The following is a 22,535-nucleotide window of genomic DNA, read 5'->3' on the forward strand; positions in this document are numbered from 1 at the left end:
ATCTGACCTCACTTTAGTTTATCGGCTCAGGATGATTGACGACGCAGCGGAAGCCGTTGCCGCCACTGGAAACAGGCATGCCGGATCGCGCAAATACTGTAGCGTTGCCACCCACGTGGTCTCCATGGCCAGCCCAATCTCTTACAGTTTTCTCCGGACTATCTGGATCCATGGGCTTTTGGGGACCTTTCGGATTGTTGCGTGGCGCATGCTGGTAGTAGTCTTTCTGAAACCAGTCTTGAGTCCATTCCGCAACGTTTCCAGACATGTCATGAAGTCCTATCGGGTTGGAGGGGTAACTACCAACCGGTCTCCGCTCCATGACTAGAGAAGAATGGCTTAGCATGTTGCCGGAAGGAGGGATACTTGGATCGATATACTGCCTGGGCCTCTGCAAATATGTATCGTTATCTTCAGTACCAGTATTTGTGGCGAAGGGAACATTTCTACCCCGGCTTCGAGCAGCGAATTCCCATTGAGCTTCCGTTGGCAACGCAAAGGGTAACCCGGTTTGATCAGCTAACCAGGCACAATAGCCTTCTGCTTCATGGTAGTTTGGCGTTCTGGCAGGTTTCAGATGAAAATACGGAGACAAGGGATCTTCACTTGGTTCAGCAATAAATTTCTCGTCATACACTGAACCCTCATACAGGGAAATGTGTCCAACTTTCTCGTAGTAGGCGTGCATTTCTCCCCAAGTTGTCTCGTATTTGGATATGGAGTAGCTATCGACGCTGACCTCGACTGCCGGTCGAGCGTGCTCAGTTAAAACGACATATGGTGAACCATTCGGGTGTCCCACATCACCCAACTTGAAAGTACCTCCCTCGACAAAGACCAGGTTATCAATCGCTCTCTGCTTGATTCGCGCAACCGGATCGGCCGAGCCATTACCAAATCTCTCACAAGCCGCTAATGAGGTTGCAAGCACCAGCACCAACCCTAGTTGCACACCATTATTCGGAAACATATGTGGTTTTCCCTAGCCAATCCGACAAATACGGCAGACGTCGAAAGGATCCAGTTTCACGGGCCTTCCCGCTATTGCTGTTTGACCTTGAAGCCCGAGCATGAACATGCGCTGATCCGCTTTATTTTTTCCGATAAACTCAAAAAGGCGTTCAACGTTAGAGTCAAACTCCTCTTGCCTCGCAAAACCTTCCGGGTTCATTCGCGTCACGGTTTCCTCAAAATCGCGCCACCCCTGGAAGGTTTCCATTATCTGCTTAACAGCCGTAATTTTGATGTCATCGTCACCAAACAGATCGGGTGTCAGCCACCAGTCATAAAGAATATTGTCCAGAACCGTGCCTTTGACCTCAGGTGGGGAATGCAAAAAAACGGAACTCTCTTTCAATTGCAGATCAGTGAGTACGTTTTGCGCGATCTCAGTGCTTTGCTTTTCTCGGTAACGATTGACAAAAACTTCCTCGACGTATGTAGCCAGCTCCTTTGCGATAGGACCAGCAAACTCGTTAGCAGCTTCAAATGCCGATAAGCCTCTCGCCAAAGCATAAAGCCCCATCCGTTTATACCACTCGAAAGCGTCGGTACGTTGATCGAAGAGATCCAAATATCTGAAATCCACATCCAATAGTGCGTTGTAGACGAAATGGAGCATCCGCATGACTTTCTGAGTTTCGACTTCCAATAGGAAGCTCCCGGATGGTCCCACGCCCAGCACAAGCCCGGCATGTACGTTTAAATAAAATTTGCCAGTCGTCGGGCTGAATAACAGCCTGAGTTCGGCTTCGGCCCCAACCCCCAACGCCGCCTCGACCTTCTTACCTACACGACAGAGCCTTTCCCACTCACGCTTCTCAGTCAGCACGTCTTTCCAGCGCAACTCACCTGCCACCTCACAGCCGCCACGAATGCCTGCAAATACTCCCGCCTCGCCCCCTGCTCTCTGTCCACTCTTACTTTTCCTCGACGCAATTCCCTTGAGAGTGGGGAGGCCATCCTTCGTGGACACGTGAACATTTCCCGCGATAAGAGCAGAAGCACCCGCAAAGCCTGAGAGCACGGCATTAATCGCAGCCTGAAAATGCCCCAGCGATGCAATTTTTCGCTCCCCATTCCATCCTCCAACACGGTATGGAATACGTATTTCCGAACGGTTGTTAACCGGGAACGCCTGTTCGATGCCCACCTTGCCTTGAGCCAGCGCGTATTGGGCCTCAGCTTTTGCCTGGAAATGCACCATCCCCTTTCGTGGATCGAATTCACCAGACGCTGTCGCACCGGCTGCGAAGCGCATTAACTGTGCTTCTGCGGAGGCATCAAAACCGGTCTCATCCACGGCTTTCTGGCGGGCTTCGGCGTCCCCCCAGATGGACCAGGATGCCTCATCGTAGAGTTTGTTCAACGTCGTCATCAGCGCGCCATTCTTATCCGGCTCCCAGAGCGTTGTATTGAACTTGATGTTCAATTCGCTTCGGATAGCGTCTCTCAGCCTCCCCGGATCAACGCCGGTGTCGGTTAACCAACCCTTGCTGCGATCCCTATCTCGCGATGCCATCGAATAACGGCGACGGGAATTCGCGATCTTGTCAGAGCGCACAAAGGTGACGTGTTTGTCGCCAGCCAATCTTTTGATTTCGGTGATGGGCGGCAGGGTCTGCATGTCATTGGTCAACACGGAACGTGCCTCAAGCTCCGTCAGCAGTCGTTCCTTTTCTTGCTGCACCTCAGTCAGCAGCTTCCCTTCACCTTCGGTTGCGGCCAGTTCCGAGTCGGTTTCCCCATCATCAAGGCCTTCCAGCTTTTTGTAGAAGTCGTTGATAGGCCTGCAAACGAATTCTTCTTCCTCCAGCCATTCGGAGAGCTCGTCCTCGGTGAGGAGAATCAGTTCGTCGGAACCGGTTACGTGGACCACCTCCACAATTTCCTCGGCACAGGAGGGTGCCTGCACAACCTCGCCGGCTTCACAGCTGGAGAACCCGGAATCGTTGGCCGCCGGCAGTTTCAGCAACTGTCCCGGGAAGATGCGATCCGGGTTTTCGATGCCGGGATTCAGCCTTAGCAGGCTGGTCAGCGTGGTTTGGTGGCGCTGAGCGATTGCGCTCAAGGTGTCGCCGGAGCGAACCGTGTATTCAGACGTCATCAGGCACCTCCTTGTGCCAACCCGTAGGCCAGATGTTGATCCAGTTCAGCCAGGCGCGCGGCGACCCTTAGATTCGGATTCGAGAGAATTGCCCGGCATTCGGGCAGCCGAATCCTTTCGGCGTGAAACACCGCCAGCTCCGCATACCGGCTGACATCCTTTTCCGAGCGAAAGCCCAGCTCGTTTGCTTCCTGCAACAGTCTGGCCAGCCGAGGTCGATCATTGATAGAGAGGAAGCGCCCAAGTCTACCCAGAAACTCCTCCCGGGCGTCTTCCGCCAACGCTTCCAGGTGCCTGTCAGTGAGCGCAAACCAGCCTTCATCCGAGGCAGTCATTGCCGGCTGCGGAGTCCCCGTCCGGAAAGAATGCCAGTTTCCCTCTGGCTGAAACGCCAACCACTCACGGACCGGCCCACTGAAGCGCTCCCGCTCCTGATCATTGAGCGCTAACATGAGGCGGCGAAGCTGCCTTGGAGAGTAAAAGCGAAGATAGGAGTAGCCTCCGTCTGGCAACGCCACGCTCAGCAGGCTTCGCAGGTGCCCGGCAATAACCGGAAGCTCTTCCTCTGCGAGCACAACGATGGCCTTGTGCTGCCAATCGTCCTGTTTCTGCCAGAGACGACTCGTTGCCGAGGGCTTCACCAGACAGGGACTGACCTTCAACGCCGTCTCATGACAGGTACCCAGAAACAGGTAGTCAATCTCAGGCTGGTCGTCGTTCTCGTAAACAAATCGGGGCGCATCAAATGCCGCACCGTCCAGCAGGAGGAAGGCCCGGGACCGCAGATCAATGCCCAGTTCCGTCATGCGGTCACCCCTTCGTCACAGGCGCAAGCGGCCAGGGCGCAGCGGCCATCGGGTTGCCGACCGCACTGTTTGATCAGGGCGACATCCCTGGAGGCTGCTGTCTTCAATGCCTCGACGGAGCTCGGTGAAGGACCGAAATCTGACCGCGTCTCGGTTTGCGCAAGCGCTGGCGGCGGCGTGCTACCCAAGGCCTCATCTAGACCGTTAGGCTGATCCGGCATCTGAGCCGCCACCCCACTCCCATTGCCCGGCCCACCGCCGGAGTTCATCCTCACCAGCGGCCCGGACACGGTCACGCCACTGGGGTCCACCTTCACAAAGCTGCCACCCGCTTTGAGGGTCACTTCAGCACCGGCTTCGATCACAATTTTCATGCCCGCCTTGTGGTGAATCTCGCTGCCCGCCTCGATGAGCTGGTTCTTGCCCTGTTTGCTGTGGTGGCTGCCGTTTACCGTCAGGCTGTAGTCGCCGCCGATTCGCTCGCGCTGTTCACCGTCCACCGTGCCGTGATCGTTGCCCTTGATGTGGCTGAACCGGTGGTTCTCCACGGTCAGGTGGCTGTCGTTTTTGATCACCTCGGTGCGGTTGTTTTCCGTGAGCAGGTCCAGGTCCTTCTGGGCGTGGATGTAGATCTGTTCCTGGTCTGCTTCGTCCTCGAAGCGCAGCTCGTTGCTGCCCTCACCCTTGTGGGTTTTGGTTTTCAGGGTGGTGCGGGTTTTGTGTTCCGGCAACGCGTAGGGCGGCGTGTTGGTGGCGTGGTGGGTTCTTCCGGTAATGATGGGCTGGTCCGGGTCGCCGTCGAGGAATGAGACAATCACTTCGTGGCCGATGCGCGGCAGGGCCATGAAGCCATACTGGCCACCGGCCCAGCCCTGGCTGACCCGCAGCCAGGCGCTGCTGTGTTCGTCATTTTTCGAGTATCGATCCCACGGGAACCGGACTTTCACTCGCCCGTGCTCATCGCAGTGAATTTCCTCGCCTTCCGGGCCGGTCACGATGGCCATCTGCGGGCCGTCCATCAGCGGGCGATGTGGGCTTTGCGGGCGCCAGGTCCGGTCGGCGGGGATGGCCGTGAACCGGTTGTGGTAGCTCGTGGGTTCGCTGCCGCCCTCTTCTTCCAGGGCCTGGGGCTGGGTGCCGGTGTGGGTCACCGCCGTCAGCAGCCAGTCCCGGTTCAGGGCCTCGCTGTCGTGGTCGGTGAGAGCCACTTTGGCACCGGCGCGGAAGTCCGGTCGGTTGCTGTCACCGGCGGCGGTGCTGGCGTCGTTGCGCAGAGACTGCAGGCGGGCTTCGGTGAAGGGCTGGCCGCTGGCGTCGCCCTTGAAGCGGCCGGGGTAGTCGTAGTGCTGGTAGTCTTCGCGATGGCTCACATCGCCGGCAGCCTGCTCATGCATCAGGGCGTAGGCCGGGTTCTTGAAGGTGTAGTCCTTCATGGCCACAGAGGCCACGCGTACCCGTTCTTCATACCGGAAGCGGAAGACGGCCAACTGCCGGGTGCTGCCACCGGCTTTGGCGTTGTACTGAACCGGCTCCAGCACCGGGGCATCGCCGTGGTGGTCAGCGATGATAAGGGCGGGCTGGGTGTCGCCGTCCACGCTGCCGTGTTCGTAGCGGTAGTGCCAGCCTTCCTCGGCGGCCAGGCGGTCCAGGAAAGCCAGGTCGCTTTCCCGGTGCTGCACGCAGTACTCGCGCTCTTCCGGTGGGCGCTTGAGATCGAACACGGTGTCGATCAGGCCCCGCTCTTCGAGCAGGGTGCGCACGATGGCGTCGGTGCTTCGGGTCTGGAAGATCCGGCTGTTGTGCATCAACCCCAGGCGCCACAGGGGCGGATGGATGACCAGTTCGTAGCGGGTGCGCCGGTGGCCGCTGTCGCCCCGGGCGAATTCGTTGACCACACCGGTGAAGCGCCGCAACGGTTCGCCGTGCTGCCAGACCACCAGATCCACCGGCTGTTCCAGAATCTCGGAGGCCTGGATCGAAGGATCAAAACTTGCCAGCTCCAGCCGACCGGAAAACACCTCGGACAGGCGCTCGGTGAGCGTGAAGCCAACCACTGAGAAAAGATCAGAAGGGAGATCGCCAACGCGGGCGGTAAACTGCAATCCACTTGCCTGGGGCATATCTTCAATCCCTGAAGGTATGGTTATGTCCTGCTCCCGGCATCATCAGAGCAACCAGATCCGTGGTCGCGATACCGGATAACAACTGGCCGGAAAAGTACCAGCACTGGCTGAGAAAATCCAGTGACAGGGCCTCAACCTGAGGCTCAAACGAAAACAGGGGCGGGTGAACGCTTCACCCTGCCCCTGCTTTCTCTGGCGCTGATTTATTCCGGCTTGTAGAGCCGCTGGATGCTGGAGAAGTCCAGGGTGCCATTACCCTGCCCGGCATGAAGCTGGAACAGGTTGCGGGCCAGCGAGCCCATGGGGATGGACGCCTGGTTCTTCACTGCGTTGTCGAAGGCCAGCCCCAGATCCTTGGTCATCAGGTTCACCAGGAAGCCGCCCTCATAGTTGCGTGAGGCGGGCACGCCTTCCATCACTCCCGGCCACGGGTTGTAGACGTTCAGCGCCCAGTTGCCGCCGGAGCTCTGCTTCATGATTTCCGAGAGCACCGCCGGATCCAGGCCGTTCTTCACGCCCAGTGCCAGGGCCTCGCTGGTACCGGCCATCAGGATGGCCAGCAGCATGTTGTTGCAGATCTTGGCTACCTGGCCCGAGCCGTGGTCACCGGCGTGGAAGATGTTCTTGCCCATGGCGTCCAGAATCGGCTTGGCCTGGTTGAACGCCTCTTCGGCACCGCCGCAGATAAACGTCAGAGTACCCGCCTTGGCACCGCCGACGCCGCCGGACACGGGCGCATCAAGGAACGGAATGTCCTTGGCACGGGCCACTTCGGCAACGCCCCGGGCAGTCTCCGGCGCAATGGTGGAGGAATCAATCACCAGGGTACCGGCTGGCAGTTTCGCCAGCAGGCCGTCGTCGCCCAGGTACACCGCTTCCACATGCTGCCCTGCCGGCAGCATGGTGATCACACACTCGGCGCCATCTGCGGCCTGGTGAGCGGTATCCGCGGTTTTCGCGCCTTCGGATACCAGTGCGGCAACCGCGTCCTTGGACAGGTCGAAGACCGTCACTTCGTGGCCGGCTTTCACCAGATTGCTGGCCATGGGGCCGCCCATGTTACCGAGGCCGATGAAGGTAATGTTTGCCATGTTCATTCCCCTTGTTCTTATAGTCTGAATGTTGGTCGGATTACGCTTTGAAAAAGTCTTCGATCCAGGCGCTGTCCATTTCGGCCAGGGACGCGTAGCGCCAGCGGGGCTGCTGGTCCTTGTCGATCAGCAGTGCGCGGATGCCTTCTGCGAACTCGCCTTTGCTCAGGCACTTGGTGGACAGCACCAGCTCCTTGTCGAGCACCTCCTTGAGGCTGTTGTGCTTGCAGCCATGAAGGTGGCGCCACACCAGGGCAAGAGACGTGGGCGAGGCCCCTGCCAGCGAACGGGTGGCCTTGGCGACCCAGCCGTCGCCGCCGGACAGCTCCTTGAGCTGGTCCACGGTGGCTTCCAGGGTGTCGGCATCTGTTACCCGGTTGATCTCATCAAAATGAGTGCGCACCGGCGATTCTGGCATGGCGTCTGCGCTTTCGCCCTCGTACTGGCGCAATACGCTGCCAACCACCGCATGGGCATCTTCACCCTGCCAGTTGCGTTTGCACAGCTCGGCCACCACGTCGGCCTTGAGGTCGTGCCGGATAAAGCGGTCGGCCAGGCCTGTGAAGATGGCATCGGCACCGTTCAGGCGAGCACCGGTCAGTCCCAGGAACAGGCCGGTGCGACCCGGCGTCCGGTTCAGGAACCAGCCGGCACCAACATCCGGGTAAAGACCGATGGTGATTTCGGGCATGGCCAGCTTCGAGCTTTCGGTGACCACCCGATGGGAAGCGCCTTCCATAATGCCCATGCCGCCGCCCATCACAATGCCATGGCCCCAGCACACAATGGGCTTGGCAAAGGTGTGGATCAGATAATCCAGCTCGTATTCCTCGGTGAAGAAGGCCTCACCCTCGCTGGCGCCTTGTGGCTCGGTCATGCTGCGATACAGGGCGACGATGTCACCGCCGGCGCAAAAGGCCTTGTCGCCCTCGGCTTCCAGCCACACGGCCTGGATCGCCGGGTCGTCCGCCCACCGCTTCAGTTGCGGTGTCAGCAGCCGGATCATCTCCAGGGACAGGGAGTTGAGCGCCTTGGGCGTGTTCAGCCGGGCAACGGCAATCAGTGCGCCATCGCCGGTTTTCCACTCTTCAAAGATAATCGGTTGATCACTCATAACAGGTCCTTGGGCCAGCGGGTTCGGGCGCCGGCTTCAGCGGTTTTTCCATTCCGGCTTGCGCTTGTCGAGAAACGCATTCACGCCTTCTTTCTGGTCTTCGGTGGAGAACAGTTCCACGAACAGTTCCCGCTCCATACGCCAGCCGTCATCATGGCTGCGGCCGTCGCGGGCGCTCATCACCAGGGTCTTGCAGCGGGCGGTGGAGGACGGGCTCTGCTTGCAAGCCATTTCCGCCAGTTCCAGGGCTTTCTCCAGGCTCTTGCCGGAGGGGACCACCTCTTCCACGAGACCAATCTGCAGGGCTTTGTCTGCCTTTACACGTTCGCCGCACAGGATCATGCGCTTGGCCCAGCCCTCGCCTACCAGCCAGGGCAGATTCTGGGTGCCGCCCGCGCAGGGCAGCAGGCCCACGCCGGCCTCGGGCAGAGCCATCTGGGCGTGTTCCTCGGCAATGCGGATGTCACAGGCCATGGCGCATTCCAGGCCGCCACCCATGGCATAGCCGTTCACTGCGGCGATGGAAACGCCACGGAAACGTCCCAGAGTGGAGAAGGCCTCGCCGAACAGCTGGGCCATCTCGTTGGCACGGGCCTTGTCGCCGTCGGCGAAGGTTTTCAGGTCGGCGCCGGCGGAGTAAAACTTCTCGCCCTGCCCGGTCATCACCAGGGCAAAGATGTTCCGGTCTTCGTTCAGTTCCCGGACGATGTCGATCAGGGCAATCAGGGAATCCCTGGTCCAGGTGTTGGCCGGAGGATTATTAATGGTGAGGATCGCGATGTGCCCGCGCTTTTCGAGCTGGATAAGATCGCTCATGGGGTTCTCCTTGTTATTGAATCGCTTCCGCCACGCCGTCATCAAGCAGACGACGGGCCACAATCAGGCGCATGATTTCGTTGGTGCCTTCCAGGATCTGGTGCACCCGCAAATCCCGCAGGTAACGCTCCAGCGGATACTCGCGGATGTAACCGTAGCCACCGTGCAGTTGCAGCGCGTCGTTGACCACCTCAAAACAGGCATCAGTGGCAAACCGTTTGGCCATGGCACAGTGCAACGTGGCTTCCGGGTCGGCGTTGTCGAGCTTGAAGGCGCCGAGGCGAACCATCTGCCGCGCCGCCACCAGGTTGGTGGCCATGTCGGCCAGTTTGAACTGCAACGCCTGGAACGCCGCCAGTGGTTTGCCGAACTGTTCACGTTCGTGCATGTAATTGCGGGCACGAACCAGCGCCGCCTGGGCACCACCAAGGGAACAGGTAGCAATATTCAGCCGGCCACCATCGAGGCCCTTCATGGCGATGGCGAAACCGTCGCCCTCCTCGCCCACGCGGTTGCTGGCGGGAATACGCACGTTCTCCAGGCTGATCATCCGGGTCGGCTGGCTGTGCCAGCCCAGCTTTTCCTCGTTCTTGCCATAGGAAATGCCGTCGGCGTCCGCCGGAACCACAAAGGTAGAAATGCCCTTGTAGCCGGAATCCGGCGCCCCGGTACGGGCCATCAGCACCAGTATGTCGGTGGCACCGGCGCCGGAAATGAATACTTTACTGCCATTGATCACGTAGCTGTCGCCATCGCGCACGGCCTTGGTCCGCAGGCTGGCCGCGTCGGAACCGGCGCCGGGCTCGGTCAGGCAGTAGGACGCCAGCCACTCACCGCTGGCCAGCTTGGGCACGATTTCCTGCTTGAGGTCGTCGGAGGCAAAACTGGCGACCATCCAGGTGGCCATGTTGTGAATGGTGATAAAGGCCGCTGTTGAAGGGCAGGCAGCGGCCAGCTCTTCCACAATCACCGAGGTATCAAGCCGGGACAGGCCCATACCACCCAGGGCTTCCGGGGTGTACATGCCCATGAAGCCCATCTCGCCGGCTTCCTTCATCACATCCACCGGGAAAATGTGCTCGTCGTCCCACTTGGCCGCGTGGGGCGCCATGGATTTTTCCGCAAACGCCCGTGCCGCCTCGCGAAACGCCAGTTGGTCTTCGGTCAGGTTAAAGTCCATCGTTACGCTCCAGAATAAAGAGAACCTGGCTCAGAGGGGAAAAGAAGGGGCCGGAAACGAGTTCCGGCCCAAACACCCCACCTTCAACGCAATTAACGCAACTGGATCGAGAAGTTGGCTTCCGAGCTGGTCGCTTCACTGGAGAACCAGCGGGAAGTAACCGTCTTGGTTTCGGTGTAGAAGCGCACCGCCTGCTTGCCGTAAGCGTGCTGGTCACCGTAGAAGGAGCCCTTCCAGCCGGTGAACGAGAAGAACGGCAGGGGCACCGGAATGGGAATGTTCACGCCCACCTGGCCCACATCAATCTCGTGCTGGAAGCGACGGGCCGCACCACCGGAGCTGGTGAAGATAGACACACCATTGCCGTACGGGCTCTTGTTGATCAGCTCGATGGCCTCACCCAGGCTGTCCAGCTCGACACAGGACAGTACCGGGCCGAAGATTTCCTCGTTGTAGATGTCCATCTCGGTGGTCACACCGGAGAACAGGGTCGGGCCCACCCAGTTGCCATCGGGCAGACCGTCTACGGTGCAACCGCGGCCGTCGAGCAGCAGTTTCGCGCCCTGGGCCTCACCGGTGGCGATCAGGGACTCGATACGGTCCTTGGCCTTGGCGGAGATGATCGGGCCGTAGCTGGCACCGGAGTCGTTCCAGGCACCCGGGCGCACTTTCGCCATGGCTTCCTTCAACTCCGGAATCCACTGCTGGGCCTCGCCCACGAATACGGCCACGGAGATCGCCATGCAGCGCTGGCCGGCGGCACCTACGGAGGCGCCTACCAGGGCGTTGAGCACCTGCTGCTTGTCGGCATCCGGCATGATCACCATATGGTTCTTGGCGCCGGCGAAGCTCTGTACACGCTTCATGTGGCGGGTGCCGGTTTCGTAGATATAACGGCCGACAGGCACAGAGCCCACGAATGACACCGCCTTGATGGCAGGATCAGTCAGCAGTACATCCACCTGCTCCTTGCCGCCATGTACCACCTGAAGAACGCCCTTGGGCGCACCGGCCTGTTCGAACAGCTCGGCAAGGCGCATCGGTGTCAGCGGATCCTGCTCGGAAGGCTTGAGGATAAAGGTGTTACCGCAGGCGATGGCCATCGGGAACATCCACAACGGAATCATGGCCGGAAAGTTGAACGGGGTAATACCCGCACACACGCCCAGCGGCTGGATCCAGGAGTGGGTATCCACCTCGCGTGCCACGTTCTCGACGGTCTCGCCCATCATCATGGAAGCCACGTTGGCGGCGTGTTCAACAACCTCGATACCGCGCCATACGTCGCCCTTGGCGTCATCAAACGTCTTGCCGGTTTCCTGGGAGAGGATTTCGGCAATCTCGTCGTGGTGCTCTTTCAACAGAGCCTGGTAGCGCAGCATCACACGGGCGCGCTCGGACACCGGTACTTCTTTCCAGGTTTTGAACACCTCTCCGGCGCTTTCGATGGCGCGGCGCATCTCGGCGTCGGTGGTGCACGGCGCCTTGGCGATCACTTCGTTGGTGGCGGGGTTAGTAACGTCGATCCATTCACTGGTCTGGCTGTCGACGAATTCGCCGGCGAGATACAGCGGAACATTTTTCATGTTGATATCCCTGTTTGTTGTTGTGCGTGGGGCCGGCCGCACCCTTTAACTCTGAGGGAGCAGCCACGATTTCCAAAAGGCTAGCATGGGTTCGCCGGATGGGTGATTGACTAAATTTCGCCCATGATGGACTATTTTTCGATAGCGAGACAACCAACGGGGCAATCCATGACCCAGACCTCCCAGTGGCCAGTGCCGAAGGACAGCATCCGTTACGTGGTTCCGGAGCCAATTATTCGCCTGTTGGCGAGCCACCCGCTGACGCGGGACCTGTACCCGCTGGCCTTTGGCCATTATCGCCGGGCGACGGGACACCATATGCACCGGGAGCATCACCACGACAATCTTTTGATCTACTGCACCGAGGGCAAGGCGTTCCTGAACGTGCTGGGCGAACCCTACACCGTGGAAGCCGGAGACCTGCTCCTGTTGCCGGCCGGTGCCAACCACCGCTACACCGCCGACCCGGACAATCCCTGGACCATCCACTGGGTGCACTACACCGGCCCCCTGGCGGAGGATTTCCGGAACTACATGGGTTTTGACGGCCCCACACGCATACGCCACCTCGGCCGACAGCCACGCCTGCTGGTGGATTTCAACGGGCTGCTGTCGGTACGCCAGACCGGTTTCCGGGCCCGGGGCCTGATCCACGCGGCAAACCGCCTTCGCCAGCTACTGGCGGCGGTGCCGATCAACGCGGACGAAACCGGGCATGAACGCCAGGCAGAGCTGGACACCATTCACAACTACATGCGGGAGCACCTGGACGAACGCATCAGTCTCGAGGAACTGGCGGATCTGGCCGGCTTGTCTCCGGCGCATTTCGCCACCCGCTACCGGGAGCAGACCGGCACCTCCCCCATTCAGCATTTTCTGCACCTGAAGGTGGAGCGCGCCTGCCAGCTGCTCGACACCACCAGCTCGAGTTTCGCCGATATCAGCCGGCGCCTGGGCTACGACGACGCCTATTATTTTTCCCGGCTTTTCAAGAAGGTGATGGGCCAGTCGCCGCGCGACTATCGCCACACTGCAAGACACTGACAGGGCGCAGCGGGCCAGACTGGCATGTGCCGCCTGCTACGACTTTTGTTGTAGGAGCCAAGCGGTTAGGCTTGGATTATCCGCTAACGAAAAGAGTGAGCCCATGGCCATGTACACCATTGAAATTGATGAAACCTTTGATGTGCCGCGACGAAAAGTCTTTGCCCTGTTCGCCGATCACCACCGTTTCGGCAAGCTGCTCGGTGCGCCGGTAAAGCGGATCAAGGACAGCGACCAGGCCGACCCCAACGGCATCGGCTCGGTTCGCAAGATCGGTATCGGTCCGATCGGCCTTGAGGAGACCGTGCTGAATTTCGAACCGGACTCCCTGATCGAATACGCCATTACCAGCCTCAGCCCGATCCGCAATCATCACGGGCGCATCCGGTTCGACGAAACCCCCGATGGCGGCACACGGCTGAAGTACACCATCACCTTCGAGGACATCGTACCGCTCACTGGCAAGGTGGTGAGCACGGCGCTCGAGCAAGGCCTTCGCCGGGGCATAAAACGTGTACCGAAGCTGGCCTGAACGCCGGTATCAACAAAACGTTACTTGAGGAATATCAGGTAATTGACCTGAGGCAATTGTTGGCTTTTGTCAATTCTGTAATCTCCGCGCAGCTTGCACCAACCGGCCCCGTGGCCGGTTTTATCTGATTTCTGCGGGAGACCTGAATGGCCAACGATCCCATCGTTCTGTTCGACAACGGGCACCACAAATGCCTCATGTTCGATTCCCTGGTAACCGGTGAGGGCGTTCAGTCCAACCAGTTCCTGATTGTGGACGGAAAACACGAAGCGCTGATCGACCCGGGCGGCGACCTCACCTACACCCCGCTCTCGGTCGCGGCCTCGCGCTACATGAATCTGCGGGATATGGACTATGTGTTCGCCTCGCACCAGGACCCGGATATCATTGGCGCCATCGACCGCTGGATTGTCCACACCCGGGCCAAAATCGTGACATCCCGGCTCTGGGCACGGTTCCTGCCGCATCTTGTTTCCGGCTACGTGACCAATCAGCTCAGCGGCAGCGTATACGACCGGATTATCGGTGTGCCGGATGCCGGGGCCAACGTGCGGTTTGGCGATAGCTACCTGCAGTGCCTCCCGGCCCATTTCATGCACTCGGTAGGCAACCTGCAGTTCTACGATCCGGTCTCTAAGATTCTGTTCTCCGGAGACCTGGGTGCCTCCATGGGCAGTTCGGATGATCACCTGCCGGTGGCCGACTTCGACCAGCATATCCCGAACATGGTGGGCTTTCACCGGCGCTACATTGGCTCACGGAAAGTCTGCGCCCTCTGGGCGGATATGATTCGGGGGATGGACGTGGCGATGATTGTTCCCCAGCATGGGAAACGGTTTGAAGGGCCCCTGATGGTCGATCGCTTCCTGACCTGGGTCAGCGAGATGGAGTGCGGAATAGACCTGATGACACAGGAGAACTACCGGCGTCCGGTGGACTATGTGTCGTAAGGCCGGGCGCTCGCCAGAAGCGCTGGAACAAGGGGCCAAATAAGCCTGTCCCAAACGGGCAATGTTGAGTAAAATCCGGCCCTTTCCCGAGCATCAAGAGGCAGCGCAAATGGGCAGAGCCTACCAGAACCGCAAAGAATCCATGGCCAAGACGGCCGCGGCGAAAACCAAGGTCTACAGCAAGTACGGCCGCGAGATCTACATGGCCGCCAAGTCCGGCGGCACCGACCCGCAGGCCAACCTGTCCCTGCGTGGTCTGATCGACCGGGCGAAGAAAGACCAGGTGCCTTCCCATGTGATCGAGAAGGCCATCGACAAGGCCAAAGGCGGCGCTGGAGAAGACTACTCTCCGGCCCGTTACGAGGGCTACGGACCGGGCAACTGCATGGTGATCGTGGACTGTCTGACCGATAACCCGAACCGCACCTTTGGCGATGTGCGCCTGGCGTTCACCAAAACCAAGTGCAAGATTGGCACCCCCGGCGCCGTCGCTCATATGTTCGACCACTCGGCTATCTTTGCGTTCAAGGGTGACGATGAAGAGGCCGTGCTGGAAGCGCTGATGGAAGCCGATGTCGATGTTACCGATATCGAGAATGAAGACGGTCTGATCACCGTGTTCACTCCGAACACCGAGTATGCCAAGGCGCGTCAGGCCCTGGTGGATGCCATCGAGGGCATCGATTTCGAGGTGGACGAGATCCAGTTCCTGCCCAAGACCACCACCCCGGTGGAAGGCGACGACATTCCCATGTTCGAGAAATTCCTCGACATGCTGAATGAACTGGACGACGTTCAGAACGTGTTCCACAACGCAGAACTTCCCGACCAGTAAACTTCTAGCCCAGCCACGCAGGACAACAACAGAATGCAAAGCAACGCCTCAGGAATCCGCAAAGCCAGGGTGGTCGTGTTGAAAACCGGCTCCACCTATCCGGACCTCAAGGCGCGGTTTGGCGATTTTGATCAATGGTTCCTGCGGGGGCTGTCTGACGAGCTGGACATTACCGTTGCCAACGCCGAAGCCGGGGAGCTGCCCGGCAACCCTGAAGACTGGGACGGTATTGTTGTTACTGGCTCACCCGCCATGGTGAGCGACCGCGCGGAGTGGAGCGAAAATGCCGGCCGCTGGCTGGTCCGGGCGGTTGAAAGCGAGGTACCGGTATTGGGCGTGTGCTACGGGCATCAGCTGCTGGCCCATGCTCTGGGGGGCGAAGCCGGGTACCACCCGAAAGGTCGAGAGACCGGCACTCACGAGGTGGAGCTGCTGCCAGCAGCTGCCTCGGACGCCCTGTTCCGGGACCTTCCCACACGGTTTCCGGCCCAGTTGACACATCGGCAATCAGTGCTGCGACTGCCCGAAGGCGCGGTGCTGCTGGGCCGCAACCGGTTCGAGCCTCATCAGGCTTTCCGGGTGGGCCCTTGTGCCTGGGGCGTGCAGTTTCACCCCGAGTTCACCGATGCGGTCATGAGCGCTTACCTGAGGGTTCAGGCCCCGGATCTGACCCGTGAAGGGCTGGACGCAGAGGCGCTGATGTCGGGCGTGAAGCCAGCTCCCGATGCGTCCTCCCTGCTGCCCCGATTCAGCCAGTTAGTGAAGGACCGCCTCCGGTAGGGCGATCCCTTTCCTCTGGTCAGTCGAGAATGTAGGCGGTTTTCTCCAGTGCCTGCTCCTCTTCATCAATAAAGCGGAATTCATTCCAGCCAATACGCACCACGTCGTTGCTGTTCAGCCGCTGTCGGCCGCTGATTCTCAGCTCGTTCACGAAGGTGCCGTTGGTGCTGTTGCTGTCGGTAATGTAGTAATCCACGGTACCGTCGAGATAGGCATTGGGGACGGCCTCAATCAACGCGTGCTGGCCACTTACCGAGATTTCATCAATCTGGATGTCGTTGTCCGGGCGCCGCCCGATACGGGTTTCCGGCTGGCTCAGCTCAAAAGTGTTCACCACAACGTTATCGACCAGTTGCGAAAATGAAGCCATGTCAGTTTCCTCGTTACTCCAGAGTCAGTAGTACCACAGACACATTGTCACCGGCGCCGTTGGCAAGACCGGCCTCGATCAGGGCTTGGACGGCGGACGCAGGCCCGTCGTGAGAATGAACAATCCCGGGCCACCGCTCTTCGGATACCGAGTCGGTCAGTCCATCGGAACACAGTAACAGCGCATCGCCTGGCTCCAGGATTTCCGTGCGGTGGCTGGGCGCCGCCTCATCCACAGACCCCACCGCCCGGGTCAGCACGTTCCGGAACGGCACATGGGGCACATCGGCCAGGGTGATGCTGCCGTCCTCAAGCATGTTCTGAACCACGGTGTCGTCCCGGGTCAGGCACACGGCCTGCTGCTTGCGCAGGCGGTAACAACGGGAATCGCCAATGTGGGCAATATGCGCCCGACTGCCACTCACCCAGGCAAGCACCAAGGTCGTGCCCATTTTTTCCAGCCCGGGCTCCTCTGCCCTTCGGGCCTTGATCCGGTCGTTGGCCAGCACGAAGCTGCGATCCAGAATCTTCCTTATCTCATGATCCGGCGCATCCGGGGGCGTGCAGGCGAGCGCCTGGCCAGCGGCGTCCATAACCGCATCGACCGCCAACCGGCTGGCAACCTCGCCGCCCTGATGGCCGCCCATGCCATCAGCCACCACAAGCAAGGCCCGGTCAGCGGCTTCGGAAAGCTGCCACTCCACAACGTCCTGATTCGATTTTCGGATAGCACCCACGTGGCTCTGACCGGCTACCTCAAGTCCCATCAGGACACCTCCTGGCGCGCTTCGCGCACGGCCAGCCGACGAACGGCCTCCGCCATGGTGGCGGCGCTGGCAAAGCGCTTGTCCGGCTCTCGCTGGATGGCCTTGTTGATCAGGCGAACCACTCCGTTGGGCAGCTCCGCGTTAAACTCCCGGACGCTGCGGGGGCGTTTGTTCAGAATCTGGTAGGTCAGATTGGCCAGGGTGTCGCCCTGGTAGGGAGTCTCGCCGCTGACCAGCTTGTAGAGGGTGACGCCCAGGCTGTAGATATCAGAGGCCCCGGTCACTTTCTGGCCTTTCAACTGTTCCGGCGACATATACAGGGGACTGCCCATGACCGCACCGGTGCGGGTACGGGAATCATCGGAAATCTTGGCGATGCCAAAATCGGTGATCTTGATATCGCCGGTGTCCGGATTGAAGATGATGTTGCCGGGCTTGATATCGCGGTGCACGATCTTCTGGCTGTGGGCATAGGCCAGGGCGTCCGCCGTCCGGGCAATAATGTCCAGCACCTGATGCAGAGGCAACAACCGACCGGGCCTTCCAAAGTCACTGAGGGGCCGCCCCTTGGCGTAATCCATGGCAATGTAGGCGAGGTCTGCCTCCTCACCGACATCATAGACGGTCACAATCGCCGGATGATTCAGGCGCCCGGCGGCTTCGGCCTCCCGGAAAAATCGCTCCTTGAGATCCCCAATCTGCCCGTCATCGAAGGCCTGGTAGCTCAGGGTCTTGATGGCAACGGTGCGGGCAATCTTCGGGTCCTTGCCCAGGTAGACCACGCCCATCGCGCCGCGACCTATTTCCCGCTCGATTTCATAACGCCCAAGCGTCGGTCGGCTGACCGAAGGTTCGGGCATCAACAAGGTGCGAGTGCTGTCGAAACTGCCCGGGGACAGAGTTGTGTTCTCCGGTGCCAGTTTCTCGAGCGCGGCCAGGCGTGCAGGCGTGTCGCGAAAGCCCCTCCGGCGTTCCAGGATACTGCGGTAAGTATCCGCTGCCCTGTCGTACTGACGTTTACGTTCCTGCTGGATGGCGATGTCGTAGCGCAGATCCAGTTCGTCCGCACAGGTGGGGCAGCCGTTAAGAGCCTCAAGGGCCTCGTCGATGTGGCCCTGTTTCAGGAACAGCCTCGACAACCGCAACCGCGCCTCACGCACGTTATCTGTGAGCGCACGGATGTGCTTCTGGGGTTGCAGCCAGAACAGCATCATCACAAAGCCCGCTACCAGGAGGGTCAGTACAACGCCAAGGGGAACCCAGGCACTGTGGTAGAACATCAACGCGGCCTGGATAACCACCAGCGAACCGCCAAACAGCAGGGTTACCGGCAGGGAGACAGCGGCACCCATCAGCGGCACTGCCAGCACCAGGTACAGTGCCGTAATAGCCAGCCCTGCCCTGACCGCCATGTCCGACCAGGGCGGCTGAGATAGCCCCCGGTCGGCCATCGCAGGGCCCAAAGCCTCCGGTGCCAGTATCGCTGCCGGTGTGTCACCCTCGGGCACTCCAAGTATGCTGAACAGCGCCCTGTCTGCCCAACCCACAAGGGCAAAATGATCACCGGCCAGGGCGAACACCACAGCCATAACGAGAACAACGACCCGCAGGCTGAACAGGCGAGGAATAAGAGCGGTAATAGCGTTCACAGGCATCTTTGTTATGGCGGTTGAATCCAGCAAGTTTAGAAAGCACAGCGGCAGTTCGATACTGCAAGCAGGGTTTTTTTTGTAAGTGTTTGTTTACGTGGGAGCAGGGTCACGTATCCTATACTTTGGGAACCGAACACGCGGATCTACCGTCCTTTCTGGGCAACCGAAAGGAAATAACCGCTGCGTGTAGCGCAGCCAACAACGAGGAGTGAACCATGTCTGGAATTCGTAAGCACCTGAGGTACGTCTCGTTTTTCATGGCCATGATGATGGCCCTTGGCTCCGTCTGGTCCGCCACCGCGACCGCCGGAATGGTAGGAACCGGCGAGATGATCGGGCAGCAACAGGTTCAGCTGGATCGACAGCAGTTGCTGAGCATGCTCGAAAGACAGGATGTGCAGGACAAGCTGGCAGATCTGGGCGTCAGTCAGGACCAGGTCAAAGAACGCATCCAGAACCTCACCCCCACCGAGCTGGCGGATTTTGAGCAACAATTGGCCGAAGCGCCCGCCGGGCAGGATGTGGTAGGCATAATCGTGCTGTTCCTGCTGGTGTTCATCATTACCGATATGCTCTGCGCCACAAATATCTTCCCCTTCATCAACTGCATCCGATAACGGCAAAAGGTGGCCTTTCCTTCCATCTTCCAAAAGGCCGCCCGCCTCAGGCTGACCATGGTCATCGTGGTCAGCCTGCTGGCTGGATGTGCCAGCGCGCCAAAGTGGCCATCTTCGCAAGCACCGGAGCAGCCCTCGCTGCCGGAACGGGTGATTCTGTCGGACGTGCCCTTCTATCCCCAAGAGCGCTACCAGTGCGGCCCTGCATCCCTGGCCATGATGCTCAACAGTCAGGGACTGGAGACGCAACCGGAGGTACTCAAGGAGCTGGTTTATATTCCCGGCCGTGAGGGTACCCTGCAGGTAGAGATGGTGGCTGGCGCCCGGGCCCATGGGATGCTGGTCTATCCCCTGGACGGAACGCTGGAGAGCCTGCTGACCGAGGTGGCTGCTGGCAACCCGGTGCTGGTTATGCAGAACCTGAGGTTCGATTGGTGGCCGCAATGGCACTTTGCCGTGGTTATCGGCTACGACGCCGGGCAACGCGACCTCATTCTGCACACCGATACCCGCGAGCAGCAACCCGTCGACCTGGAGGTATTCAGCAACACCTGGGGACGGGCCAATCAATGGGCCGTGACCATCCTCCCGCCGGATCAGGTTCCGGCAACGGCCGAACCACTGCGGTTCCTGAAGTCTGCCCACGATCTCGAGACCACCGGGCGGACAACCGCGGCGGGCATTGCCTACAGGACCGCCGAGGCCACCTGGCCGAACCAGCCCGCTGTTCCCATGGCCAGGGGCAATCTGGCCTGGCAACTGGGACAACGTGAGGAGGCCATCGAACATTTCCTGCGCACCACCAGGCAGTTTCCCGAGTTTCCGGAAGGTTGGAACAATCTGGCCTACGCGCTGGAGGCAAGGCAGTGCAAAGCCTCAGCCACCCGGGCCGCTCGCTGCGCCGCAACGCTGGCACCGGAGCGCTTTGGGGATTCGGACCTGCTCCGAGGGTCCGAGAACACCACATCAGGGCAACCGGAGAACTGCCCGGTAGTGCCCGCCTGCGCTCGCTGAGTGTCTAGGACGGTTTCCTGAACAGGGCCACATCCTTTACCGGTATCTCCAGGACCCATTCGTACTTCGCCGCAAGCCACTCGAAAGTGGCAGCCCGGTAGAACACCACGTGCGTGGGGTCGCGGCGATAATGCCAGTTATCAAACCGATCGTCGTCGGTCTGGAAACAGGTCATCACCGCCAACCAGCCGCCGGGCCTGAGCATGCGGTCCAGTTCCCGGAACACCTCGGCGGGTGCGTAGAGATGCTCCACCACCTCGGTGCATGTGATGAAATCATAGGTTTCTGACAACACCTCCGGCGCAGGGTGGAAAAACGGGTCGTACAGGCTCACTGACAGGCCCCGGGACTCAAGCATGGTCGCCAGAGCCGGGCCGGGACCGCAGCCGAAATCCAGGCCGGCAGCCTCAGGCGGAAGCCGCTGGAGCAAGGGTTCGGTCAACTTCGAAAGAAATTTCCGGTAGCCAGGATCGGATGGGTCATTGTCGTGCAGCTCGTAGATCTGCCGCTCCTGCTCGGGTGAGAGCCGGCACTTCTCGTCCATCACCGTGGCCTGGCAGACAGCACAGCGGAGATAACGCTGATCGTTCACCACCCGAAACTCGGCTAATGCCGACGTTTCGCACACTGGACACAGGGTCATGACGTTACCTCGGGGACAGCCCTGCCGCTGCCCTCATGCGAGCATCGAGCTCGAGGGCATCGATCTGATCTGAGGCAATCACCTCGGCCCGGCTGCATTCCTGGGGCTCGGCGCCGATAACCGTGAGCGCACCATCCACCACGTTGATGGCCCGCCAGCCTTCCGCCGTGTGAACAACAGCCTTGAAACGCACAAACGCCGAATCCATCGCCATGACCAGCAGTGCATTCTCATCAAGCACTCGGTCGGGGTGAATACGCCAGCCAACGCTGAAATGCCCCTGCCCCTGGTTGGTAACCTGTTGCCAGGGTCGCTCCTCGATGGAGGGTGCCGGCGACTCGCTTTTGTGGTGGTGGTGATGATGGGCACCCGGATCGCTGACCGGCCGTTCATCGGAATGGCCATTGAGCCAGCCCAGGGCCAGTTGCCCGAACCGGGTGTGATGGATCGTCCGCTTCGCAGGCTCGAGTTCGGCCGCCCATTCATCGAAACGGGCAAGTTGCTCTGAAGTGCACAGATCGGTCTTGTTGGCCACCAGAATATCGGCGGCCGCCACCTGGTCCCGGAACTGGACATTGCCCAGCACCTTCGGCTCCTCAAGCCTGCGCGGGTCCACCAGGCAGATCACCGGGCCCATGGCGAGCACGTCGTGGTAGTGCTCGCTGGTCAGGGTTTCCAGGATCTGTGAGGGATGCCCCAGACCTGTTGGCTCAATCAGCAGCCTGTCCGGCTTCGCCTTGTGTATCAATTGGTTGAGCCCGATCTGCATGGGCAGGCCGGCGACACAACACATACAGCCACCGGGAATTTCCTTGATGAAGGCGCCCTCGGTCTGCAACAGGGCACCATCAATGCCCACCTCGCCGAACTCGTTCACCAGAACCGCCCACACTTCGTTATCCGGTTTGCGCTTCAGGAGGTCGAGGATCGCAGTGGTTTTACCGACGCCCAGGAATCCAAGAATAAGGCTGGTAGGTATGGGCTGTTTCATGGCCCTTCACCTTTGAGGAACTTGCCAACCACCCGGTCTGACATGAGCGCATGGGCCAGAGCCGGGTATGGCAGGTAATGCAGGAACAGGGCGGCCAGGGTGACCGAATCCATGGCGCCATCCAGGAACATCCAGGCGCCGAAGGCCGCAAACAGGGCACCGAGAAAGCCACCGTAGATCCAAAGCGCCCGCGACCTCTCCTCGGGCAAGGGCAGGCGTTGCAGGGCCCGGGCCACCGAGAAACTCATGTAGACGGCGATCAGGGCAGCTATCACCAGCGACGCCAACAATCCGCTGAAGCCGATCAGGTACCGGAACAGGTAGTTGGTCAGGAAGAACAGGGCGATGCAGGTGACAGCAACTATGGTGATGCGGGTCTTTTCCATGATGGTCTGTTTTTGTGAGGTTAGTGGAACGCGCCGCCAAGAATGGCAGAGACGCTCTCAAAGAACCAGCCCTGCTGCGACCCGGGGTCCAGACTGCTATCATGCCCGACATTCTCACTGGCAACCGGACAAC

22 protein-coding genes are annotated in these 22,535 nt (G+C 59.9%); 7 read left to right on the forward strand and 15 right to left on the reverse strand.

The annotated features are described in order from the left end of the window. Nucleotides 1-13: 13 nt before the first annotated feature. From BM344_RS13315 to BM344_RS13355, 9 genes are all read right to left on the reverse strand, one after another. Nucleotides 14-970, reverse strand: a complete 957-nt coding sequence (locus tag BM344_RS13315; protein WP_091991268.1) for a formylglycine-generating enzyme family protein — start codon at nt 968-970, stop codon at nt 14-16. A gap of 12 nt (nt 971-982) precedes the next feature. Beyond that, a complete protein-coding gene (locus BM344_RS13320) occupies nt 983-3,106 on the reverse strand; it encodes a LysM peptidoglycan-binding domain-containing protein (protein ID WP_091991271.1) in 2,124 nt (707 codons plus the stop codon). Beyond that, nucleotides 3,106-3,912 carry a DUF4123 domain-containing protein gene (locus BM344_RS13325; protein ID WP_091991274.1) on the reverse strand — a complete coding sequence of 269 codons (807 nt, stop codon included), beginning with the start codon at nt 3,910-3,912 and terminating at the stop codon, nt 3,106-3,108. Before BM344_RS13325 ends, BM344_RS13320 begins: the two co-directional genes overlap by 1 nt. Beyond that, a complete protein-coding gene (locus BM344_RS13330; RefSeq protein ID WP_091991277.1) occupies nt 3,909-6,032 on the reverse strand; it encodes a type VI secretion system Vgr family protein in 2,124 nt (707 codons plus the stop codon). The genes BM344_RS13325 and BM344_RS13330 overlap by 4 nt, the downstream gene beginning before the upstream one ends. Before the next feature lie 206 nt (nt 6,033-6,238). Then, a complete protein-coding gene (gene mmsB / locus BM344_RS13335) occupies nt 6,239-7,126 on the reverse strand; it encodes a 3-hydroxyisobutyrate dehydrogenase (protein ID WP_091991876.1) in 888 nt (295 codons plus the stop codon). Between the two features lie 40 nt (nt 7,127-7,166). Then, entirely contained in the window at nt 7,167-8,240 is a 1,074-nt protein-coding gene (locus BM344_RS13340) for an enoyl-CoA hydratase/isomerase family protein (protein WP_091991280.1), read from the reverse strand. Nucleotides 8,241-8,276: 36 nt separating this feature from the next. Beyond that, complete coding sequence (locus tag BM344_RS13345) at nt 8,277-9,056, reverse strand: enoyl-CoA hydratase (RefSeq protein WP_091991283.1); 780 nt, start codon at nt 9,054-9,056, stop codon at nt 8,277-8,279. Between the two features lie 13 nt (nt 9,057-9,069). Then, nucleotides 9,070-10,236, reverse strand: a complete 1,167-nt coding sequence (locus BM344_RS13350) for an acyl-CoA dehydrogenase family protein (protein WP_091991285.1) — start codon at nt 10,234-10,236, stop codon at nt 9,070-9,072. Nucleotides 10,237-10,328: 92 nt separating this feature from the next. Continuing rightward, nucleotides 10,329-11,822, reverse strand: coding sequence for a CoA-acylating methylmalonate-semialdehyde dehydrogenase (locus tag BM344_RS13355; protein ID WP_091991288.1), 1,494 nt, complete (start codon nt 11,820-11,822; stop codon nt 10,329-10,331). A gap of 168 nt (nt 11,823-11,990) precedes the next feature. Between BM344_RS13355 and BM344_RS13360 the strand changes: the two genes are divergently transcribed. The 5 genes from BM344_RS13360 to BM344_RS13380 all read left to right on the forward strand — a co-directional run bounded on the left by BM344_RS13360 (nt 11,991) and on the right by BM344_RS13380 (nt 15,963). Beyond that, nucleotides 11,991-12,866: an AraC family transcriptional regulator gene (locus BM344_RS13360; RefSeq protein WP_091991291.1), complete on the forward strand. Its 876-nt coding sequence runs from the start codon at nt 11,991-11,993 to the stop codon at nt 12,864-12,866. Nucleotides 12,867-12,969: 103 nt separating this feature from the next. After that, entirely contained in the window at nt 12,970-13,398 is a 429-nt protein-coding gene (locus tag BM344_RS13365) for an SRPBCC family protein (RefSeq protein WP_091991294.1), read from the forward strand. 146 nt (nt 13,399-13,544) lie between these two features. Beyond that, a complete protein-coding gene (locus tag BM344_RS13370; protein WP_091991297.1) occupies nt 13,545-14,348 on the forward strand; it encodes an oxygen-binding di-iron domain-containing protein in 804 nt (267 codons plus the stop codon). A gap of 109 nt (nt 14,349-14,457) precedes the next feature. After that, a complete protein-coding gene (locus tag BM344_RS13375) occupies nt 14,458-15,183 on the forward strand; it encodes a YebC/PmpR family DNA-binding transcriptional regulator (RefSeq protein ID WP_091991300.1) in 726 nt (241 codons plus the stop codon). Between the two features lie 33 nt (nt 15,184-15,216). Beyond that, a complete protein-coding gene (locus BM344_RS13380) occupies nt 15,217-15,963 on the forward strand; it encodes a glutamine amidotransferase (RefSeq protein ID WP_091991303.1) in 747 nt (248 codons plus the stop codon). 19 nt (nt 15,964-15,982) lie between these two features. On the opposite strand, the gene BM344_RS13385 is transcribed toward BM344_RS13380, so the two are convergent. From BM344_RS13385 to BM344_RS13395, 3 genes are read right to left on the reverse strand one after another with little or no spacing between them, the layout of a single operon-like run. Next, nucleotides 15,983-16,333 (reverse strand): FHA domain-containing protein, encoded by a 351-nt coding sequence (locus BM344_RS13385; protein WP_091991307.1) that lies wholly within the window; start codon nt 16,331-16,333, stop codon nt 15,983-15,985. Between the two features lie 13 nt (nt 16,334-16,346). After that, nucleotides 16,347-17,099 carry a PP2C family protein-serine/threonine phosphatase gene (locus tag BM344_RS13390; protein ID WP_091991310.1) on the reverse strand — a complete coding sequence of 251 codons (753 nt, stop codon included), beginning with the start codon at nt 17,097-17,099 and terminating at the stop codon, nt 16,347-16,349. Beyond that, nucleotides 17,099-18,754 (reverse strand): serine/threonine-protein kinase, encoded by a 1,656-nt coding sequence (locus BM344_RS13395; RefSeq protein ID WP_228143647.1) that lies wholly within the window; start codon nt 18,752-18,754, stop codon nt 17,099-17,101. Before BM344_RS13395 ends, BM344_RS13390 begins: the two co-directional genes overlap by 1 nt. Nucleotides 18,755-18,966: 212 nt before the next feature. Here BM344_RS13395 and BM344_RS13400 point away from each other — a divergent pair, with 212 nt between their 5' ends. Continuing rightward, nucleotides 18,967-19,368, forward strand: coding sequence for a PA2779 family protein (locus tag BM344_RS13400; RefSeq protein ID WP_091991313.1), 402 nt, complete (start codon nt 18,967-18,969; stop codon nt 19,366-19,368). A gap of 57 nt (nt 19,369-19,425) precedes the next feature. Then, nucleotides 19,426-20,382 carry a PA2778 family cysteine peptidase gene (locus BM344_RS13405; protein ID WP_091991880.1) on the forward strand — a complete coding sequence of 319 codons (957 nt, stop codon included), beginning with the start codon at nt 19,426-19,428 and terminating at the stop codon, nt 20,380-20,382. Between the two features lie 4 nt (nt 20,383-20,386). Here the strand turns inward: BM344_RS13405 and BM344_RS13410 are convergent, their stop codons facing one another. Genes BM344_RS13410 through BM344_RS13420 form a run of 3 tightly spaced genes read right to left on the reverse strand, consistent with a single transcriptional unit; the run spans nt 20,387 to nt 22,402 of the window. Beyond that, the gene (locus BM344_RS13410; RefSeq protein ID WP_091991316.1) at nt 20,387-21,025 is read right to left on the reverse strand and encodes a class I SAM-dependent methyltransferase; all 639 of its coding nucleotides are present in this window, start codon (nt 21,023-21,025) and stop codon (nt 20,387-20,389) included. A 4-nt stretch (nt 21,026-21,029) separates the two neighbouring features. Continuing rightward, on the reverse strand, nt 21,030-22,016 hold the full coding sequence (locus BM344_RS13415; RefSeq protein ID WP_091991319.1) for a CobW family GTP-binding protein: 987 nt from the start codon (nt 22,014-22,016) through the stop codon (nt 21,030-21,032). After that, nucleotides 22,013-22,402 carry a hypothetical protein gene (locus tag BM344_RS13420; RefSeq protein WP_091991322.1) on the reverse strand — a complete coding sequence of 130 codons (390 nt, stop codon included), beginning with the start codon at nt 22,400-22,402 and terminating at the stop codon, nt 22,013-22,015. Before BM344_RS13420 ends, BM344_RS13415 begins: the two co-directional genes overlap by 4 nt. Nucleotides 22,403-22,535 lie beyond the last annotated feature (133 nt).

This window comes from Marinobacter gudaonensis, from assembly GCF_900115175.1.
GTDB lineage: Bacteria > Pseudomonadota > Gammaproteobacteria > Pseudomonadales > Oleiphilaceae > Marinobacter > Marinobacter gudaonensis.

Bases quoted from the DNA above. Each gene is read 5' to 3' on its own strand.
- BM344_RS13320 (WP_091991271.1), bottom strand. From the start codon at position 3,106: ATGACGTCTGAATACACGGTTCGCTCCGGCGACACCTTGAGCGCAATC.
- BM344_RS13420 (WP_091991322.1), bottom strand. From the start codon at position 22,402: ATGGAAAAGACCCGCATCACCATAGTTGCTGTCACCTGCATCGCCCTG.
- mmsB (WP_091991876.1), bottom strand. From the start codon at position 7,126: ATGGCAAACATTACCTTCATCGGCCTCGGTAACATGGGCGGCCCCATG.
- BM344_RS13415 (WP_091991319.1), bottom strand. From the start codon at position 22,016: ATGAAACAGCCCATACCTACCAGCCTTATTCTTGGATTCCTGGGCGTC.
- BM344_RS13410 (WP_091991316.1), bottom strand. From the start codon at position 21,025: ATGACCCTGTGTCCAGTGTGCGAAACGTCGGCATTAGCCGAGTTTCGG.
- BM344_RS13350 (WP_091991285.1), bottom strand. From the start codon at position 10,236: ATGGACTTTAACCTGACCGAAGACCAACTGGCGTTTCGCGAGGCGGCA.
- BM344_RS13330 (WP_091991277.1), bottom strand. From the start codon at position 6,032: ATGCCCCAGGCAAGTGGATTGCAGTTTACCGCCCGCGTTGGCGATCTC.
- BM344_RS13385 (WP_091991307.1), bottom strand. From the start codon at position 16,333: ATGGCTTCATTTTCGCAACTGGTCGATAACGTTGTGGTGAACACTTTT.
- BM344_RS13400 (WP_091991313.1), top strand. From the start codon at position 18,967: ATGTCTGGAATTCGTAAGCACCTGAGGTACGTCTCGTTTTTCATGGCC.
- BM344_RS13375 (WP_091991300.1), top strand. From the start codon at position 14,458: ATGGGCAGAGCCTACCAGAACCGCAAAGAATCCATGGCCAAGACGGCC.
- BM344_RS13380 (WP_091991303.1), top strand. From the start codon at position 15,217: ATGCAAAGCAACGCCTCAGGAATCCGCAAAGCCAGGGTGGTCGTGTTG.
- BM344_RS13315 (WP_091991268.1), bottom strand. From the start codon at position 970: ATGTTTCCGAATAATGGTGTGCAACTAGGGTTGGTGCTGGTGCTTGCA.
- BM344_RS13370 (WP_091991297.1), top strand. From the start codon at position 13,545: ATGGCCAACGATCCCATCGTTCTGTTCGACAACGGGCACCACAAATGC.
- BM344_RS13390 (WP_091991310.1), bottom strand. From the start codon at position 17,099: ATGGGACTTGAGGTAGCCGGTCAGAGCCACGTGGGTGCTATCCGAAAA.
- BM344_RS13360 (WP_091991291.1), top strand. From the start codon at position 11,991: ATGACCCAGACCTCCCAGTGGCCAGTGCCGAAGGACAGCATCCGTTAC.
- BM344_RS13355 (WP_091991288.1), bottom strand. From the start codon at position 11,822: ATGAAAAATGTTCCGCTGTATCTCGCCGGCGAATTCGTCGACAGCCAG.
- BM344_RS13405 (WP_091991880.1), top strand. From the start codon at position 19,426: ATGGTCATCGTGGTCAGCCTGCTGGCTGGATGTGCCAGCGCGCCAAAG.
- BM344_RS13325 (WP_091991274.1), bottom strand. From the start codon at position 3,912: ATGACGGAACTGGGCATTGATCTGCGGTCCCGGGCCTTCCTCCTGCTG.
- BM344_RS13340 (WP_091991280.1), bottom strand. From the start codon at position 8,240: ATGAGTGATCAACCGATTATCTTTGAAGAGTGGAAAACCGGCGATGGC.
- BM344_RS13365 (WP_091991294.1), top strand. From the start codon at position 12,970: ATGGCCATGTACACCATTGAAATTGATGAAACCTTTGATGTGCCGCGA.
- BM344_RS13395 (WP_228143647.1), bottom strand. From the start codon at position 18,754: ATGCCTGTGAACGCTATTACCGCTCTTATTCCTCGCCTGTTCAGCCTG.
- BM344_RS13345 (WP_091991283.1), bottom strand. From the start codon at position 9,056: ATGAGCGATCTTATCCAGCTCGAAAAGCGCGGGCACATCGCGATCCTC.